Annotated in this window: 10 protein-coding genes; 5 read left to right on the forward strand and 5 right to left on the reverse strand. The window is 73.4% G+C overall.

What is annotated here, in order from left to right; genetic code table 11:
- From QMZ92_RS17720 to QMZ92_RS17740, 5 genes are all read right to left on the reverse strand, one after another.
- Nucleotides 1-662: class I SAM-dependent methyltransferase (locus QMZ92_RS17720; RefSeq protein ID WP_283298357.1), on the reverse strand; the 662-nt coding region annotated here is incomplete at its 3' end.
- A gap of 221 nt (nucleotides 663-883) precedes the next feature.
- Nucleotides 884-1,822 carry a carbohydrate ABC transporter permease gene (locus QMZ92_RS17725; RefSeq protein WP_283298358.1) on the reverse strand — a complete coding sequence of 313 codons (939 nt, stop codon included), beginning with the start codon at nucleotides 1,820-1,822 and terminating at the stop codon, nucleotides 884-886.
- Nucleotides 1,819-3,186 carry a carbohydrate ABC transporter permease gene (locus tag QMZ92_RS17730; protein ID WP_283298359.1) on the reverse strand — a complete coding sequence of 456 codons (1,368 nt, stop codon included), beginning with the start codon at nucleotides 3,184-3,186 and terminating at the stop codon, nucleotides 1,819-1,821. The genes QMZ92_RS17725 and QMZ92_RS17730 overlap by 4 nt, the downstream gene beginning before the upstream one ends.
- 7 nt (nucleotides 3,187-3,193) lie before the next feature.
- Nucleotides 3,194-4,573, reverse strand: coding sequence for an ABC transporter substrate-binding protein (locus QMZ92_RS17735; RefSeq protein WP_283298360.1), 1,380 nt, complete (start codon nucleotides 4,571-4,573; stop codon nucleotides 3,194-3,196).
- 196 nt (nucleotides 4,574-4,769) lie between these two features.
- On the reverse strand, nucleotides 4,770-8,525 hold the full coding sequence (locus QMZ92_RS17740; RefSeq protein WP_283298361.1) for an FtsK/SpoIIIE domain-containing protein: 3,756 nt from the start codon (nucleotides 8,523-8,525) through the stop codon (nucleotides 4,770-4,772).
- 412 nt (nucleotides 8,526-8,937) lie between these two features.
- Between QMZ92_RS17740 and QMZ92_RS17745 the strand changes: the two genes are divergently transcribed.
- The 5 genes from QMZ92_RS17745 to QMZ92_RS17765 all read left to right on the forward strand — a co-directional run bounded on the left by QMZ92_RS17745 (nucleotide 8,938) and on the right by QMZ92_RS17765 (nucleotide 17,712).
- Complete coding sequence (locus tag QMZ92_RS17745) at nucleotides 8,938-10,623, forward strand: serine/threonine-protein kinase (protein WP_283298362.1); 1,686 nt, start codon at nucleotides 8,938-8,940, stop codon at nucleotides 10,621-10,623.
- A gap of 147 nt (nucleotides 10,624-10,770) precedes the next feature.
- Nucleotides 10,771-12,009: a serine/threonine-protein kinase gene (locus QMZ92_RS17750; RefSeq protein ID WP_283298363.1), complete on the forward strand. Its 1,239-nt coding sequence runs from the start codon at nucleotides 10,771-10,773 to the stop codon at nucleotides 12,007-12,009.
- Between the two features lie 271 nt (nucleotides 12,010-12,280).
- Complete coding sequence (gene prfB / locus QMZ92_RS17755; RefSeq protein ID WP_138054937.1) at nucleotides 12,281-13,387, forward strand: peptide chain release factor 2; 1,107 nt, start codon at nucleotides 12,281-12,283, stop codon at nucleotides 13,385-13,387.
- Nucleotides 13,388-14,642: 1,255 nt separating this feature from the next.
- Entirely contained in the window at nucleotides 14,643-16,148 is a 1,506-nt protein-coding gene (locus tag QMZ92_RS17760) for a helix-turn-helix transcriptional regulator (protein ID WP_502962082.1), read from the forward strand.
- Between the two features lie 199 nt (nucleotides 16,149-16,347).
- Nucleotides 16,348-17,712 (forward strand): YcaO-like family protein, encoded by a 1,365-nt coding sequence (locus QMZ92_RS17765; protein ID WP_283298365.1) that lies wholly within the window; start codon nucleotides 16,348-16,350, stop codon nucleotides 17,710-17,712.
- Nucleotides 17,713-17,722 lie beyond the last annotated feature (10 nt).

Below are 17,722 nucleotides of genomic sequence, written 5' to 3' on the forward strand. Positions count from 1 at the left end.
GCTCCGGCAGGGACACTCATACACAGCGGCCGTTCCTCGATGCTTCGTTGCTCGACACCTCGAAGCGTGAAGAACGGCCGCCTCCGCTGTCCCGGAAAGAACCGCAGATCAGCAGGTCGGGTGACCCGCGCGGTTAAACGCCAAGCTGAGGTGAGGAGCCGTTCGGCGGCTCGGATGTCGCCGTGGACGTGCTCGTACAGGTGTGAGGCGTCGACGTGGACGAAGCGGCAGCTGGCCGCGCGGACCCGGCAGGTGATCACCGAGGTCGGTGCCTGGACGAGTCGCGGCAGCTCGTCGTGGAAGGACAGGTAGTTGGCCTCGAAGGCGCGACGGGTGAGCGTGGCGTACGAGCGGTCCATCTCGGCGCTGTTGGACGCGTCCGGCGCCGGAGAGTCCCAGAGGTCGCAGACCGTGAACTCCTCGCCGGGCCGCAGGTACGAACCCATGAAGATCGCGCTCTTGCCCAGGTAGGCCCCGAGTTCCAGCAGATCGCCCGCGTGCCCGTGGTCCCGCTGATGGCCCAGGAACCAGTCGAACAGCAGCTGGTCGACCGGTCGGAACCACCCCTTCACATCGTCGAGCCGGGCGGGGCGGGGCAGTTCGTCCCCGCCGGGCGTCGTGGACCGGTCGGGGAAATGCACCTGTGCGCCCGTCTGGGACATGAACGTCTTCTCTCTCGGAACGACGAAGGCTGCCACCCCGGTCCTAGTGCCCGAAGGTGTCGGGGCGTTGGCCGGCAGATGTGGAGCGGGTGGGGCACGGATGTGGTGCGGGCGGCTCGCGCTCCCGGGGCCGCACTCCCGGTCGACACGGCGATGTGTGTGCGGCCCCATGGGGTGGATCCCGTTGTGCGCCGTTCTGTACCACCAGGGGGGCGGTGCCGTCACTTCACCGCGCCCGCCATCACCCCCGAGACGAACTGGCGCTGGAAGGCGAAGAACACCGCGAGCGGGATGAGCATCGACACGAACGCCCCCGGCGCCAGGACGTCGATGTTGTTGCCGAACTGCCGTACCTGCTGCTGGAGCGCCACCGTGATCGGCGGCGACTCGGAGTCGGCGAAGATCAGCGCGACCAGCATGTCGTTCCACACCCAGAGGAACTGGAAGATGCCCAGTGACGCGATCGCCGGCCCGCCGAGCGGCAGGACGACCCGGGTGAACAGCCGGATCTCGCCGGCGCCGTCCAGCCGCGCCGCCTCCAGCAGTTCCCTGGGGATCTCCGCGAAGAAGTTCCTCAGCAGGAAGATCGCGAAAGGGAGTCCGAAGGCGACGTGGAAGAGCACCACACCCGTCGTCGTCTCGAAGATGCCGATCGTGCCGAACAGCTTCGACACGGGTACGAGCGCCACCTGCACGGGGACGACGAGGAGCCCGACCACGGCGAGGAACCACCAGTCGCGTCCCGGGAAGTCCATCCAGGCGAACGCGTATCCGGCGAGCGACCCGATCACCACCACCAGCACCGTCGCGGGCACGGTGATCGTGATCGTGGAGAGCAGCGAGTCGGTGATGGTCTCGTTCTGCAGCAGCCGCGCGTAGTTCTCGGTGGTCAGCTGCGCCGGCGCCGTGAACACCTCCCACCAGCCGCTCGCGCTGATGTCGGCGGGCGAACGCAGCGAGGAGAACAGCAGCCCCACGGTCGGCAGCAGCCAGAGCAGACCCACCAGGACGAGGGCGACCCGCAGTACCCCGCCGCCCGTGCGGGCGGCAATGCGGGAGGCGAGCGACGGCCTGGCCCGCACGGGGCCGGTACCGGCGCCGGGGCCGGCGGAGGCGGCGGGACCGGTGCTGACGGAGGTGCCCGCGCTGTCGGTGCTCATCGGCGCGTCTCCCTTCGGATCCGGCGGATGTTGAAGGCCATCACCGGGATCACCAGCAGCAGGAGCAGTACGGCGATGGCGCTGCCGACGCCCAGGTGCGCGTCCGTGCCGAACGACGAGCGGTACAGCTGGAGCGCCAGTACGTTGGCGTCGTCCTGCGCCGAGCCGGGCGCGATGATGAACACCAGGTCGAAGATCTTCAGCACGTTGATCATCAGGGTGACCAGGACGACGGCCAGGACCGGTGCGAGCAGCGGGACGGTCACCCGCCGGAAGACCTGCCACTCGTTGGCGCCGTCCACCCGTGCCGCCTCCAGGAGTTCGCGCGGCACCGCGGCCAGCCCGGCGGCGATCAGCACCATGGCGAAGCCCGCCCACATCCAGAGGTAGCTGCCGATGATGGCCGGGGTGACGAGGGAGGGGCCCAGCCAGTCCACGCCGTTGTACGGCTCCCGGAAGTTGCTCGCGGGCAGCCTGAGGACCGCGCCGTCCGCCTCCTCCGGCAGCGAGAACGTACCGTCGGCCGCCGCGGTGGCCGTGGCGACGACCCGGCCGTCCTTGACCGCCTCGATCGCGATGCCCTTCAGGCCCGGTTCTCCCGCGTCGACGGCGTTCACCGTGCCGCCGCCGCCCTTGGTGAAGTCGAGCCAGGCGGTTCCGGTGATCCGGCCGTCGGCCGCGGCAGGTGCCGTCCTCGCGGGCCGGGCGTCGGACGGCATCCTGTCGGCCGGGACGCCGACCAGCGGCAACGGCACCGGACTGCCCGCGCGGACCGGCTGCTCGGTGACGAACGCCCCGCCCTCGGCGGGCTTCAGCGGATGGTTAAGTCTCGGGCGGGCCTTGGGGAAGCTCGCCGACTCGGAGAAGGTGTCGTGCACGCCCACCCACACCGCGTTGGCGACTCCGCGCTCCGGGTCCTGCTCGTACACCAGCCGGAAGATGATGCCCGCGGCGAGCATCGAGATCGCCATCGGCATGAAGACGACCAGCTTGAACGCCGTTCCCCAGCGGACCCGTTCGGTCAGCACCGCGAACATCAGACCGAGGGCCGTCGCCACGGTCGGAGCCACGACCACCCAGATCGCGTTGTTCTTGACGGCGGTGAGGATGGTGTCGTCGGTGAAGATCTCGACGTAGTTGCCGAGACCGGCGAAGCCGTCGCCGGACCGGTCGAAGAAGGAGCGGTACGCCGAGTACCCGATCGGGTAGACCACGAGCGCGCCGAGCAGCACCAGCGCGGGCAGCAGGAAGCCGGCCGCGACGAGACCCCTGGTGCCGGTCACGCTCCTGCGCAGGCCGCCCCCGGCGGCGGAGGGCACGACGGAGCCCTCCGCCTTGCCGGCGGACGTCTCGGGGGACGTCATCGCGGCGTCAGTTCCCGTACGCCTTGGCGGCGTCGGCCTCCAGCCGCGCCTGCGTGCCGGCGATGTCCTTCGGGTTCTTCAGGAAGTCCTGGAGGGCTTTCCACTCGCCCTTGCCGGGCGTTCCGCCGAACGACTGCGGCATCTGGTCCGACATGTCGAAACGGAAGTCGTCCCCGGCGGCGATGAGTGCCTTGGCGATGTCCCGCTGCACGTCGTTCGGGTACGCGGCGACGTCCAGGGACTTGTTCGGCGAGATGAAGCCGCCGGCCCCGGCCCAGATCCGCGCCGCGTCGGGGGAGGCCAGGAACGTCAGCAGGGCCTGGGCGCCCTTGGTGTCCTTCAGTGCCACCGCCGCGTCGCCACCGGTCACCACCGGGGCCCGGTCGCCGACCGCCGGGAACGGGAACACCTTGGCGTCCGTTCCGATCTCCGCCTCGGTCTGCGCGATGTTGACGGTCACGAAGTCGCCCTCGAAGACCATCGCGCCCTTGGGCTGGTCGCCGCCGGTGAAGGTCTGGGTGACCGACTTGGGGAACTCCGTCTGCAGCGCGCCGCTGGCCCCGCCCGCGATCAGCTCCGGCTTGCCGAACAACTCACCGAGGGTCGTCAGGGCCTGTGCGACGGACGGGTCGGTCCACTTGATCTCGTGCCTGGCCAACTGGTCGTACTTCTCGGGTCCTGCCTGGGAGAGGTACACGTTCTCGAACCAGTCGGTGAGCGTCCAGCCGTCCGCACCGCCCACCGAGACCGGGGTGACGCCGGACGCGGAGATCGTCTCGGCCGTCGTCAGGAAGTCCTTCCAGCTCTTCGGCACGGAGGCGCCGGCGTTCTCGAAGACCGCGGTGTTGTACCAGACCAGCGACTTGTTGGCGGCCTTGAAGTACACGCCGTACGGAGTGCCGCCCACGGAACCGAGGTCCTGCCAGCCCTTGGTGTAGTTCTCGGCGAGCTGCGCCTCTGCCTCCGGGCCCAGGGGCTTGGCCCACTTCTGGTCCACGGCCTGCTTGACGGCGCCGACCTGGGGCAGCATCGCGACGTCCGGCGGGCTGCCACCGGCGATCTTCGTACCGAGGAAGTTCACGATGGGGTCCTGCGCGGGCACGAAGGTGACAGCCGCCCCGGTGCGTTTCTCGAACTCGTCGAGGACCTTCGTGAAGTTCTCCTGCTCCGGCCCCGTCCAGACCGCCGCCACCTCGATCTTCTGGCCGTCCAGCCTCGGCAGTTCGACGGTCGCCGAGGACTCGGAGCCCGGGGTCGCGTCCGCGCTCCCGTCGCCGTCCTCGCCGCCGCCGCAGCCGGCCAGGGTGAGTGCGCCCAGTGCGGCCAGGGCCACCACGGCGGAGCTGCGAGTCGTCCGAGCCGTACGAGCTGTGCGAGTTGTGCGCATCACTGCCCCGTCTCTCCCGCGCCTGCGAAGGGGCGCAGCTGTGACGCAGGCCACGCCCGTTCCGTCCGTGCGCTCAGGTCTACGCCCGGGGAAGGGGCGAGGCAATACCGCCTCCGCCGTCAACTGGGTGATCGTGATGGGCTCGTGACGTGCTGTCAGGCTGCCCTCGGCAGCCCCGCCCGCCGCGGCTCCGGTGTCAGGGGCGTGCGGGTGTCAACGGCGGGACCGGAGCGGCGTCGACGGAGCGGGCCGCGCGGTCCAGGGCGCTGGCGAGCAGGGCCAGGTCCGTGGGGCCGTTGCCCAGCTCGCGCACGGGCCGGCGGGCCGGAGGGTCGCCCATCCGCTCCCAGGCCAGCTCCACGACCGTGGGCCGCAGGGTCGCCGTCCGGGGGATACGGCCCGTCACGCGACCGCTCTGGAACGGCGTCACCCGTCCGTCCGGGTGTCCGAGCCTGCCGCGCCCGGGTGCGGGGTCCTCCAGGCCGGGCGCCGCGGGCGGCGTGTCCAGCACCGCCCTCAGCCGGGTGCTGCGGGCGAGCTCGGTGTCCGCCGTGCGGTCGGGGCGGGCGGACGTCGCGACCAGATGGACGCCGAGGCGCTGCCCGTCGCGGGCCACCGCCTCCAGCGCCCTGACGACGGAGCCCGCCGCGGGGCGGCCCGGACTGCCGAGCGCGGGGGCGACGAGGGCGTCGTAGTCGTCGACGAGGACGACGAGGCGGGGCAGCGGCCGGGGTGTCCCCGTGCCCGTGGCGTCGGTCCTCGCCCGGCCGCCGGCCGGGCGGAGTCTGAGCATGCCGCTGGGCGGCGGGTCCAGATCGCCGCGCGCGTCGGCACGGGTCCCGGACCGGCTCTCCGGGCGGGACTCCGCGGCGCTGGGCGGGCGCTGGCCGACCAGCCGCTCGGAGACCTCGCGGCGCGTGTGCCACTCCTCGAACGCCTCCCGGCCCAGCAGCTCCGCCCGCCGCTTGAGCTCCGCGCCGAGCGCCTGGGCGAAGGCACGCATCCGCAGGGGGTCGGAGGCGACCAGGTGCTCGGTGACGTGGGGGAGGTCGGTCAGAGCCGCCAGGCCCTCACCGCGCTCGCCTCCCGCGCCGTCCACGAGCAGCAGCCCGAGCCGGTCCGGACGGCCGCCGGCCGCCAGCGAGGCCGCGATCGCGCGGAGCAGTTCCGTGCGGCCGCTGCCCGCGGGGCCCTCGATGATCAGGTGCGGGGCCTCCGAGGTGAGGTCGACGGCGACCGGTCCCCCGGGGCCGGCGCCCAGCACGGCGGTACCGGGAGCGGCCGACGCCCAGCGGGCCATCAGCGACGCCGGGGTGGCCCGGGCGAGACCCAGCTCGTCCAGCAGCCGCGCGGACCGCGGCAGCGGGGCCGCCATCGCCCGGCCGTGCGCCGGGGCCTCCCCGTCGGCCAGCAGCGGCGCCAGGGCACGGCCGAACCGCTCGGCCCACGCCTCCGAGACCGCGTCCACCACCCCGACCGTGCCGTGGCCCGCCGGGTGCCCCCCGGCCGTACGCAGCAGCCGCAGCGCCGTCGCCACGTCGCCGCTGAGCAGTCCGACGGCGCCGCACTCCCGGAAGGCCGGAGAGGCAGCGCAGGCCTCCTCGTACGTCGCCGCCACCGGGGAGAGCGGGGAGGCGGGCGGGGTCTCGGCGAGGCAGACGAGATGGATGCCGGCGGCCGCGCCGCCCCCGGCGAGGCGTGCCGTGGTCTCACGCAGTGCGGCGGAACCGGGGTCGCCGTCGAGTACGACGAGGGTGCGCGGTCCCGTGTGGCGGGCCGCCGCCTGCTCGACCGCCCGGCGGTCCGCGCTCGGCCAGCCGGGCCCGAGCGGCCCGTCGTCCAGCCGCCGGGTCAGCTCCGCGGCCCTGGCGGTGGCCTGGTCGCGGTCGTAGGCGAGGAGCAGCCGGCAGTCCTGGCCGTGGCCCGGCCGCAGATGCGGTAGCCAGCCGAGCCAGCCCCACGCCTTTCTGCGCTCCTCCAGCGGCCTGGCGCGGTCGGTGCTGATCAGCACGATCTCCAGCTCGGCGGGCGAGTGGAGCGCGGCGGCCTGGGCGACGACGGAACGGACGAGCCCCATGAGCCGGGCCCGCGGCCCGGCCAGCCCCAGGGACCCCGCCTCGCGCAGGCCGACGGTGACGGGCACGGCGGGGGTGTCCGAGCGGTCGGCGGTCCCGAGGCGCACGACGAGGTTCTCGGGATGGCCCGCGTCGCGCTCCCACAGGCGCGGTCCCGGGCCGAGGGCGGTCAGCAGCACGGCGGCGGGATCGGGCCAGATCTCGGCGGTGGGCTCCGCGGCGGGGGACGGGCTCCCGCCGCCGCCCGCCTCCCGGGCGCCGGGCTCGTCCCGGGCCCCGGCGAGCCGTCGCGCCCAGGCGCCTATCCCGCGTCTGCGCCGCCCGCCGCGCTCGGAGTCCGGGCCCTCCGGGCGGCTCCCGGCGGACCCGAGGCCGTCCACCACTCCCGTGCCGTGCGTGGTGGCGCCGTCGGCGGCGGGCGCCCGGCCGGGGGAGCCGCCGCCCGTCCGGACGCCGTGCAGGTCCCGGCCGGACCCGTCGTCCCGGCCGTACGGGTCCGGGCCACCGGGGACGTCCGCGTTCCGGCGATCGTGCGTCGGGTCCGTGCGGGGGGCCGTGCCGTACGCGGGGACTGCTGCGGCGGTGTCTCGCGCGCCCGGGTGGTGCCCGTCGCGCCTCGTCCGGTCCCCGCCGTACGGGTCCGGGCCACCGGTGCCGAAGCGGCCGCTCCCGGCACCGGCCCCGCCGCCCGTGGCCGGACGTCCGCCGTAGGGAGAAGCGCCGGCGCGCCCGGTGCCGGGGACGTCGGCGTCGGCGGTGCCCGGGGCCGCGGCGGCGTCCGGCGGGTGCCCGCCCGGCGCTCCGGTCCGGCCCTGCCGGGCGTCGCCGCTGTCCGGTCCGTCCGGACGGGTGATGCCGCCCGCGTGCGCGGTGGGTGAGGCGCCCGCGGGACGGCGTCCGCCCGGCGCGGTACCGCGCGGGTCCGGTATGCCCGGTCGCCCTCCGGCATCGCCGTGATCGCCCCGGACCCCGGCCGTGGATGCCGGCCCCTGCCCGTCCGCCCGCCCGCGGTACGGGCCGCCGTCGTCCCGAAGCGATGCCGATGCCGTGCCGGGAGCCGCCGCCCGCTGCTCGCCCGCCTCGCGCGCACCTGCCCAGGACGGGACCCGGTCCGCGCGGTCGGCGTCCGGGGCGGGATCCGGCACGGGACGCCGCACCCGCAGGTGGCCCTCGCCGTCCGGTGCCGTGACCGGACGGACTTCGTGGGCCGGGGAGCCCGAGGCCGACGGGCCGGAATCGGGAACCGGCGGGCCGGAACCGGAGTCCGGGGAAGCCTGCGCGGCCGCGAGCCGGAGCGTGGACTCGCCGATGCGCAGCAGCGCCCCGGGGCCCAGCCGGACCGGCCGCCGTCCGACCGCGGTGCCGTCCAGCGTCGTGCCGTTGGTGGAGCCGAGGTCCGCGACCGTGACGCCGCCGTCCTCCGCGACCGTGACCTCGCAGTGCAACCGCGAGACGTCCGGGTCGTCCAGCGGTACGTCCGCCTCCGCGGCGCGCCCGATCCGGATGCGGCCCTCGTGCAGCAGATGGACCCCGCCCGCGTCCGGCCCCGCGATCACATGGAGCTGCGTCCGCGCCGCCGCGCCCTCGTGGTCGGCCGCCTCGTCCTCGGCGGGCGCCTGGAGGGACAGCACCGCCCCGTCGACGAGCGGCGGCTCGCCGAGCGCGCACCGCTGGGCGTCCAGCCGCTCCCGGCCCGCGTAGAGCACGACCGTCCCGGACGACGGCGCCTCCGGCCCCGACACGGCCGCGGCCAGCGCCGAGGCGACCGCCGCCAGCGCCGTGCCCGCCGGGGCCGTGACGAGCACGTCGCACGCGCGCGCGGCGCCCTGCGAGGACTGGCCGCTGCGCGGCGCGAGGACGGTCAGCCGGATCTGCATCGCCGTCGGCGGTCCCTTCTGCGCGGGGTGCCCGGCAGGGGAGCCGCCCTGTGATTCCCCCCACCCGGCAGGTCGGCACGGACGGGGGCTCTCCCGACCCCACGGCTCCGTGCTGGAGGCATCCTCGCATCCGCCGCGGACAACGCGCCCGGGGCCCACCCGCAAGTGATCTTGATTGGTCGGCTCTGGGCCCAAAAGTGCCTGGTTGGGATCGTCTCTGCCGTTCGGCGCACGGCCGTTCGGCAACCACCGGGGCGTTCCGGACGTCTTAACCGCCGATCCGCTGATCACTCCGGCGACCCGATCGGCGGCACTACAGTGGGTCGGACACCCGGACGGAGCCGACCATGGACCGGGGAAGCGGAACCACGAGGAACGACGTTCCACCGACGATCAGCAGGGAGCGCATGACGTGCGGCCGGTAGGGAGCAAATACCTGCTCGAGGAGCCGCTCGGCCGCGGCGCCACGGGCACCGTCTGGCGAGCCCGCCAGCGTGAGACCGCGGGCGCCGAGGCGGCCGTGCCCGGCCAGCCCGGCGAGACCGTCGCGATCAAGGTCCTCAAGGAGGAGCTCGCGAACGACGCGGACGTCGTGATGCGCTTCCTGCGCGAGCGGTCCGTCCTGCTCCGGCTGACGCACCCGAACATCGTGCGCACCCGAGACCTGGTCGTGGAGGGCGACGTCCTGGCCCTGGTCATGGACCTCGTCGACGGTCCGGACCTGCACCGCTACATCCGCGACAACGGGCCGCTCAGCCCGGTCGCGGCCGCCCTGCTCACCGCCCAGATCGCGGACGCGCTCGCCTCCAGCCACGACGACGGCGTGGTCCACCGCGACCTCAAGCCGGCCAACGTGCTGCTCGCGGAGCAGGGCGGCGAGATGCACCCGATGCTCACCGACTTCGGTATCGCGCGCCTCGCCGACTCCCCGGGCCTTACCCGTACGCACGAGTTCGTCGGCACTCCCGCGTACGTCGCGCCCGAGTCCGCCGAGGGCCGCCCGCAGACGTCCGCCGTGGACGTCTACGGCGCCGGGATCATGCTGTACGAGCTGGTCACCGGCCGTCCGCCGTTCGCCGGCGGCACCGCGCTCGAGGTGCTCCACCGCCACCTCAGCGAGGAGCCCCGGCGCCCCTCCACCGTCCCGGGCCCGCTGTGGACGGTCATCGAGCACTGTCTGCGCAAGGAGCCGGGCGAGCGGCCGAGCGCCGAGAGCCTGGCCCGGGGTCTCCGGGTCGTCGCCGCCGGTATCGGAGTGCACTCCACTCCCGCGCAGATCGAGGCGGCGGAGGGCGTCGGCGCCCTGCTCGCGCCCGACCCGTCGCCGGCCACCGTCCCCGGGATGCCGGGCGCGGCCGACCCCACCCAGGTGCTGCCGAACAACGCCGCCTCCTACCGCCAGGGCGGCGACGGATCGCACGACCCGAACGCCGCGACCAGCGTGCTGCCGCAGTCGGGCCCGGCCGGTGCGGCGGACCCGACCGCGATGATGCCCCCCGTGCCCTCGCGCCCCGACGGCCCGCCGCAGTCCGACGGACCGCACCCCTGGCAGTCCCAGCTGCAGGCCGCCCGGGACCGCAACGAGCAGACCCAGGTCCAGTACCTCGACCCGAGCCAGGACCCCCTGCGCCGCCGCCCGCAGCGCCGCCCGGCACCACAGCAGCAACAGCCCTACCAGCAGCAACAGCCGCAGCCTTACCAGCAGCAGGGCCGGCAGCAGCCGCAGCCGTACGCCCCGCCACAGCAGCAGTACGCGCCGCAGCCCCAGCGCAGGAGCGCACCGCCGCAGCAGCCGCCGCCCCGGCAGCCGGCCCAGCGCCCGCCGCGCGAGCCGCGTCCGCCCCGGCAGCGGAACGCCAACCCGATGCGCATCCCGGGTCTCGGCTGCCTCAAGGGCTGCCTGTTCACGCTGGTCCTGTTCTTCGTGGCGGGCTGGCTGATCTGGGAGCTGACGCCGCTCCAGGACTGGATCGCCCAGGGCAAGAGCTACTGGGAGGCCATCGGTGACGCCGTGTCGAGCGTTTCGGACTGGGTCTCGGAGCTCGGCGGCAGCTCGTCCGACCCCGGAGCCGGTACCGGAACCGGTGCGGGCCAGTAGGACCGCTGCGCGCGATCGCTCTGTCGTTATGTCGACTTCTGCGGGGGAAAAAGCCCCGCAGAAGTGACGGTTGGCGCCATCCGGGGCACGAGGCACCCCGACACCCGCGTACTTTGATGGGCAACGCCAGCCGCTGAGGGAGCAGTCTTGGCACGGAATATCGGCAGCCGGTACACGGCCCATCAGATCCTGGGCCGGGGCAGTGCGGGCACGGTGTGGCTCGGCGAGGGCCCCGAGGGCCCCGTCGCCGTCAAGCTCTTGCGCGAGGACCTCGCCTCCGACCAGGAGCTGGTCGGGCGCTTCGTCCGGGAGCGCACGGCACTCCTGGGACTCGACCACCCCCGCGTCGTCGGCGTGCGCGACCTCGTCGTGGACGGCAACGACCTGGCCCTCGTCATGGACCTGGTCCGGGGTACCGACCTGCGGACCAGGCTCGACCGGGAGCGCCGGCTCGCCCCGGCGGCCGCCGTCGCGATCGTCGCGGACGTCGCCGAGGCACTGGCCGCCGCCCATGCCGCCGGCGTCGTCCACCGCGACGTCAAGCCGGAGAACATCCTGCTGGACATGGAGGGCCGGCTGGGTCCCGGCGGTGCCCACCCCGCCCTGCTCACCGACTTCGGCGTCGCCAAGCTGATCGACACACCGCGCCGCACCAAGGCCACCAAGATCATCGGCACTCCGGACTACCTGGCCCCGGAGATCGTCGAGGGCCTTCCGCCGCGCGCCGCCGTGGACATCTACGCCCTCGCGACCGTGCTGTACGAGCTGCTCGCCGGCTTCACCCCGTTCGGCGGCGGGCACCCGGGCGCCGTGCTGCGCCGCCATGTCACGGAGACCGTCGTCCCGCTCCCCGGCATCCCGGACGAGCTGTGGCGGCTGATCGTCCAGTGCCTGGCCAAGGCGCCCGCCTCCCGGCTGCGCGCCTCCGAGCTGGCGGCGCGCCTGCACGATCTGCTGCCGCTGCTCGCGGGGATGCCCCCGCTCGACGTGGACGAGCCGGACGCCGAGCCCGTGGAAGCGTACGAGGATGATCCCGAGTACGCGACGCAGCCGGCTGAACCGCGGCGCCGCGGGGCCGTTCCGCTGGTCCGCGGCTCGGCCACCGACTCCAACCGGGACACCCACACCTCCATGCGCGTTCCCGGCCCCGACGAGCTGGCGGGGGGCGCCCGCGGCACGGCCCGTGCCCCGCGCACTCCCGGCCAGCGCCGCCCCGGCTCCGCCCGGCACAAGGCGGGTGCCGTCCGCAGACGCCGGATCACACTGGGCGTGGCCGGCCTGGTGCTGGCCGCGGCGGCCGGTGTCGGCGGCTGGCTCGCGACGAGCGGGGACGACGCCTCCGCGCCCCCCGAGGACTCGAAGCAGTCGGCCCCTGCCCAGCCCTAGGTGTTCTGTCCCGCAATCCCCGGGGGGACCGGCGCGTGGCGCCGATGCGGTGCATCGCGAGGCGGAGAGCCGCCCTCACACCGGGCGCATTCGGGCGAGTCGGCAACGCGGCGAGGAGCCGTAGCCGTCGTCGTGCGCCCGCCGGGATCGCGGGACAGCCTTGGGGCGGGCGTGTGGCGAAACCCCTCCCCGGGGCCGGGGACCCCTCTCGGACGGCCGGACGGCCACAGGTGCGACGGGCGTGTCGCGCGATGCCGTTACCCTTGGACGCGTGGCAGTCGTCGATGTATCCGAAGAGCTGAAGTCCCTCTCCTCGACCATGGGGTCGATCGAGGCCGTCCTGGACCTCGACAGGATGAGGGCAGACATCGCCGTGCTCGAGGAGCAGGCGGCGGCGCCGTCCCTCTGGGACGACCCCGAGGCGGCGCAGAAGATCACCAGCAAGCTCTCGCACCTGCAGGCCGAGGTCCGCAAGGCGGAGGCGCTCCGCGGGCGGATCGACGACCTCGAGGTGCTCTTCGAGCTCGCCGAGGCCGAGGACGACCCGGACACCCGGGCGGAGGCCGAGACCGAGCTGGAGGCCGTCCGCAAGGCGCTGGACGAGATGGAGGTCCGCACGCTCCTCTCCGGCGAGTACGACGAGCGTGAGGCGCTGGTCAACATCCGGGCCGAGGCCGGCGGTGTGGACGCCGCCGACTTCGCCGAGCAGCTCCAGCGCATGTACCTGCGCTGGGCCGAGCGCCACGGCTACGGTACGGAGGTCTACGAGACCTCGTACGCGGAGGAGGCCGGCATCAAGTCGACCACCTTCGTCGTGAAGGCGCCGTACGCCTACGGCACGCTGTCGGTGGAGCAGGGCACGCACCGCCTGGTCCGCATTTCCCCGTTCGACAACCAGGGGCGCCGCCAGACGTCCTTCGCGGGCGTCGAGGTCCTGCCCGTCGTCGAGCAGTCGGACCACGTGGAGATCGACGAGTCCGAGCTGCGCGTCGACGTCTACCGCGCCTCCGGTCCCGGCGGCCAGGGTGTCAACACGACGGACTCCGCGGTCCGCATCACCCATATCCCGACCGGCATCGTGGTCTCCTGCCAGAACGAGCGCTCCCAGATCCAGAACAAGGCGAGCGCGATGAACGTCCTCCAGGCGAAGCTCCTCGAGCGCCGCCGCCAGGAGGAGCAGGCCAAGATGGACGCCCTCAAGGGTGACGGCGGCAACTCCTGGGGCAACCAGATGCGGTCGTACGTCCTCCACCCGTACCAGATGGTCAAGGACCTGCGGACGGAGTTCGAGGTCGGCAACCCGCAGTCGGTGCTCGACGGCGAGATCGACGGCTTCCTCGAGGCGGGCATCCGCTGGCGGAAGCAGCAGGAGAAGTAACGGCACAGCCGTACCTGACTGACGGCCGCGCCCCCTCGGGGGCGCGGCCGTTCGCCTTCTCCGTCCCGGTCCTGTCCGGACGGGACCAGGACGGTCAGGCGGTTCCCGACGGCGTCGGAGCGGCGGCCGGACGCGGATCCGCCCCAGGCGCGGCGGCACTCATCCGGCCACCGGACGCCTCCGGCGGGAGCTCGCCCTCGGGGCCGATGGTGACGGCGCCGTCCACCCCCGGCTCCACGGGTTCCGCGAGATCCGCGCCCGGGCCCGCCCCGACGGAGGCGCCGACGGCCCATCCCGGTAGGCCGCTTGCGCAGGCTCAATTTCTCCTCAAGAAGGCGGTGTTCGGCATGCGCAGCCGAACGGGCAGGGATAGATTCTCGAATCCGGGGCGGAAGCTGATTGCGCGACCGCGGGTCCACTGCGCCGGGCTGCGCGTCCACTCACCCTTCATACGGATTCACGCGGATTCACGCGGATCCATGCAGAGGTGCTCGGGGCGGCCGGCGCCCCCGTGTGGTCCCGCCCGGACCCGGCGGGGGGTGCGGGCGTCCGCTTCCTTATCCGCCCGGGGCACTCGCCATCACTTATGCGCACCGCAACTGGCTTTCGCCGTACCGCGGTGCGAGATTCCGTGATGTACATGAAAGCCGGATTCACTACCGACCGCCTCCCGGTGCCGCACGGCCCGAACTGGCATGCCGTCATGTATGGCGCCTCATAAGGAATTTGCTGATGCGATCCCCTTGGGGGGAAGGCGGCCCGGAGGTCCGAACGGTGCGGTCGCCGACCGGGATCCCGTCGCTCCGATGGGGAGCCGGATGGTATTGGGTGTGCGTCCGAGCGTCTGAGGAATTGATAGATTCACAGGGAATCCATAACGATGCCCGTTCATTCAGGGTGAATCGGGCCGCCGGTTGTCCCGTCTGGCACGCCGCGCTTCCGGCCGAACACGTTCTGTAGTGCATCCGGTCCCGGTCCAAACCGGTTGCAGAGGCGTGGGCGGGTGGGAATGACGTTTACTCCTCGGTTCCCTCGGAGCAAGAAATAGATGAAATCTGAACCGGTGGGCTGGTTCCTTGAGCGAAGTTCCTCCGGCTGACAAAGAGAAGTTCAGGAAAGGCCGCCGCGGCAGGCTGTTTTGCCTATTCTCGGTACGGCAGCAGCGTCATCGGCAGTCATACACCCATGGGCGGCCGGAAGCAGCTGACGACGGACGTTCCGCCAAGCACTGCCACTATTCGCAAGAGAGGCAAGGATGGTCGGGCACAGCGGCAGCGGGCCCTCCGAAGAAGGCGCCCATTCCGTGCTCCACACACGACTCATACCGCCTTTGCTCGGTCCCCTTCTGGACCGCCCCAGACTGTTCCGGACACTCGACAAGGGAGTGACGAGACGACTCACCCTCGTGGTCGGTCCGCCGGGGGCCGGCAAGAGCGCGCTGCTGGCCTCCTGGGCCAGATCGCTGCCCCTGGGCGAGCCGGCCTGGCTCACTCTCGACGCCGACGACAACCACGCTCCCCGGCTCCTCACCCACCTCGCCGCGGCCCTGGCCCGCGCCGCCGCCTCCCGGGGAGGCGAGAGGGAAGGGACGCTCCGCTTCCCCGACGGGGTGGGTGTGCCGACCCTGCTCCGCGAGGTCGGCCGGCTCCCGGATCCGCTCGTGCTGGTCGTCGACGCCTTCCACGAACTGCGGCCCGGGCCGGCGCGCAGCGCCCTGCTGCAGTTCGCCCGCTACGCACCGGACGGGCTGAGGGTGGTGCTCGCCACGCGCAGGGAGCCGGACCTGCCTCTCCACAAGCTCCGCGCGGGCGGTGAGCTCACCGAGGTCAGAGGCGCCGATCTCGCGTTCACCCACGAGGAGACGGCGGAGTTGTTCCGGGCGCAGGGAGCGGAGCCCGGTGGCGACCAGGTCGCCGCCGTGGTCCGCTGCTCGGGAGGCTGGGCCCTGGCGGTCCGTTACGCCTCGGCCAACCCGGTCCGGGGAGACGATCCCCGCTCCTGTCTGGAGGGCTGGTCCCAGGCCATCCGCCACTGCTCCGACTTCCTGCTGTCGGAGCTGCTCGACCCGATGCCCGCGGACGACCAGGACGTGCTGCTGCGCACCAGTCTGCTCGGCGAGTTCAGCGCGTCCCTGGTGCGCGCTCTGACGGGCCGCGCCGACCTCAACCGGGTGCTGCGCAGGCTGTCCACCGAGCACGACCTGCTGGTGCGCGACGACGAGTGGACCTACCGGCTGCCCAATCCGCTGATGCGCGGCGTGCTTTCGCGGGAGCTCACCGAGAGGTACGGCTGGCTCGAGGTGAGCCGGCTGCTGGGCAAGGCGGCCCGCTGGTACGAGGACCTGGGAGCGGCCTCCGCGGCCCGGAGGTACGCGGCGGCCGCGCAGGCCTACGGGGCGGGGCCCGCGCCGGGGGGCGGCATCATCCTCCCGCCGGGGCTGGGCCGCGCCGGTGGGGAAGTGTCCCCGCGGGTGCCCGCGGGTGACGCGGCCCCGTCACCCGCTCCGTCATCCCCCGGTGAGCCGGCCGGACCGGGCCACCGGTCGGCCGTGGCCGCCGACTCGCTGACGCGCAGTGAACTCGACGTCCTGAGGCTGCTGCCGCTGGGTCTGACGCTGGACGAGATCGCCGCTCGCCGGCATGTGTCCCTCAACACCGTCAAGACGCAGGTACAGGCCATCTACCGCAAGCTGCAGGTCGGCCGCAGACGCGACGCGGTCCGGGTCGCCACGGAGTGCGGTCTGATCGGTCCTCGCGGCTGAGCGGTGCGCCCGCCGCCGTGGCGGGAACCACGCGCCCCGGAGCGCCGCGGGCGGTGCCCGGCACGGGGGGTGATACGCCGTCACCCTCTCGCCGTCCGGACCGAGACCGCGTTTCACCCCCGACGCGTGATGCCTCCTCCACCGGCCCACCGGTTGGCTTCAGTCGATCGCTGTGCACGCAGAGGACAGGAGGCAGCCAGTGCTGGATGCACGTGCGAGTGGTGACCGGACCGCCGCCGCGGACCGGGGGGACGGCGCGACGGAGGACGACCTCGCCGGGCTCCGGCGGCTGGAGGCCGTCGTCGGGCCGGCCGGGCGGCCGGTGCGGGGGTCCCAGCTCCTCCCCACCCTGCCGGGCGAGCCCCCCTACTCGGTCTTCGTCTCGTCCATCGGCGACCCCACCGCCCTCTGGTCCGACAGCCCCGCCCAGCCCCAGGGCCTGGACGGCGCCGGAGGCGGCACCGACGCCGAGCGGGCCCGGCTGATCAGCGTGGCCGAGGCGCTGGAGCGCTACACCAACTCCTTCTACCAGCCGCATCTGGTGCGCTGGGCGACCGCGGACGAGCTCGGAGACGAGGCGGTCGACCTCGACGCGCTCCCGCGCTGCTCGGACGCGGAGCTCTCCGACGAGTCGAACTGGCTGATCAGCCCCGACAGGTCGCTGCCGCAGCGCTGGGTGCGCGGCTGGTCGCTCACCCGGAGCCGCCCGGTCTGGATCCCCGCGTCCTACGTCTGGCTGTTCACCGCACACGAGGCGATCGGGGAGCGGATCGCCAATCCCATCTCGACCGGCTGCGCGATCCACTCGGATCTTCACCAGGCCCTGGTGAACGGGATCTGCGAAGCGATCGAACGCGATGCGATCGCACTGGTGTGGCTTCAGCGCCTCGAACTGCCGGAGATCGACGTCGCGGACGAGCCGTCCCTGCGGGAGCAGCGTCGGCGGGCCAGGGACGGCTTCGTGGAGTACCGCTTCTACGACGCCACCACGGACGTGGGCGTGGCCACGGTCTACGCGGTCGTGCTCAGCGACCACAACGACACGCTGGGCCAGCTCGTGATGTGCGCGACCGGGACCGACCCCGCGGAGGTCATCCGCAAGATCTACCGGGAGGCGGCCTCCTCGCGCATCGCCCTTCAGGCCCCGCACTCCGTTCCCGAGGACCCGCGCGACTTCACCAGCGTGCTGCACGGCGCCCTCCACATGGGCCGCCCGGAGCGGCGGGACGCCTTCGGGTTCCTGCTGCGACGGCCGCGCACCACCCGGGTGCCCGCGGATCTGCCACGGGCACCGGACGGCCCTCCCGCGCGGCGTCTCGCCTGGCTGGTGGAGCGGCTGGCCGCGGTGGACGCCGAGGTGATCGCGGTGGAGCTGACGACGGACGAGGCCCGACGCGCCGGACTCCGCTCGGTACGGGTCGTCGTGCCCCAGCTGATGCCGCTGTCCTTCGTGCACCGCAACCGGTACCTGGCCCATCCCCGGCTCTACCGGGCACCGGTCGCGATGGGGCTCACGAGCCACCCGGAGCACGAACTCAACCCCCACCCGCAGCCTTTCGCCTAGGAGAGAACCG

Source organism: Streptomyces sp. HNM0645, from assembly GCF_030056615.1.
Classification (GTDB): Bacteria; Actinomycetota; Actinomycetes; order Streptomycetales; family Streptomycetaceae; genus Streptomyces; species Streptomyces marianii.

Excerpts from the sequence above, each read along its gene's own strand:
- QMZ92_RS17725 (WP_283298358.1), bottom strand. The coding sequence starts at position 1,822 with ATGAGCACCGACAGCGCGGGCACCTCCGTCAGCACCGGTCCCGCCGCC.
- QMZ92_RS17730 (WP_283298359.1), bottom strand. The coding sequence starts at position 3,186 with ATGACGTCCCCCGAGACGTCCGCCGGCAAGGCGGAGGGCTCCGTCGTG.
- QMZ92_RS17735 (WP_283298360.1), bottom strand. The coding sequence starts at position 4,573 with ATGCGCACAACTCGCACAGCTCGTACGGCTCGGACGACTCGCAGCTCC.
- QMZ92_RS17740 (WP_283298361.1), bottom strand. The coding sequence starts at position 8,525 with ATGCAGATCCGGCTGACCGTCCTCGCGCCGCGCAGCGGCCAGTCCTCG.
- QMZ92_RS17760 (WP_502962082.1), top strand. The coding sequence starts at position 14,643 with ATGGTCGGGCACAGCGGCAGCGGGCCCTCCGAAGAAGGCGCCCATTCC.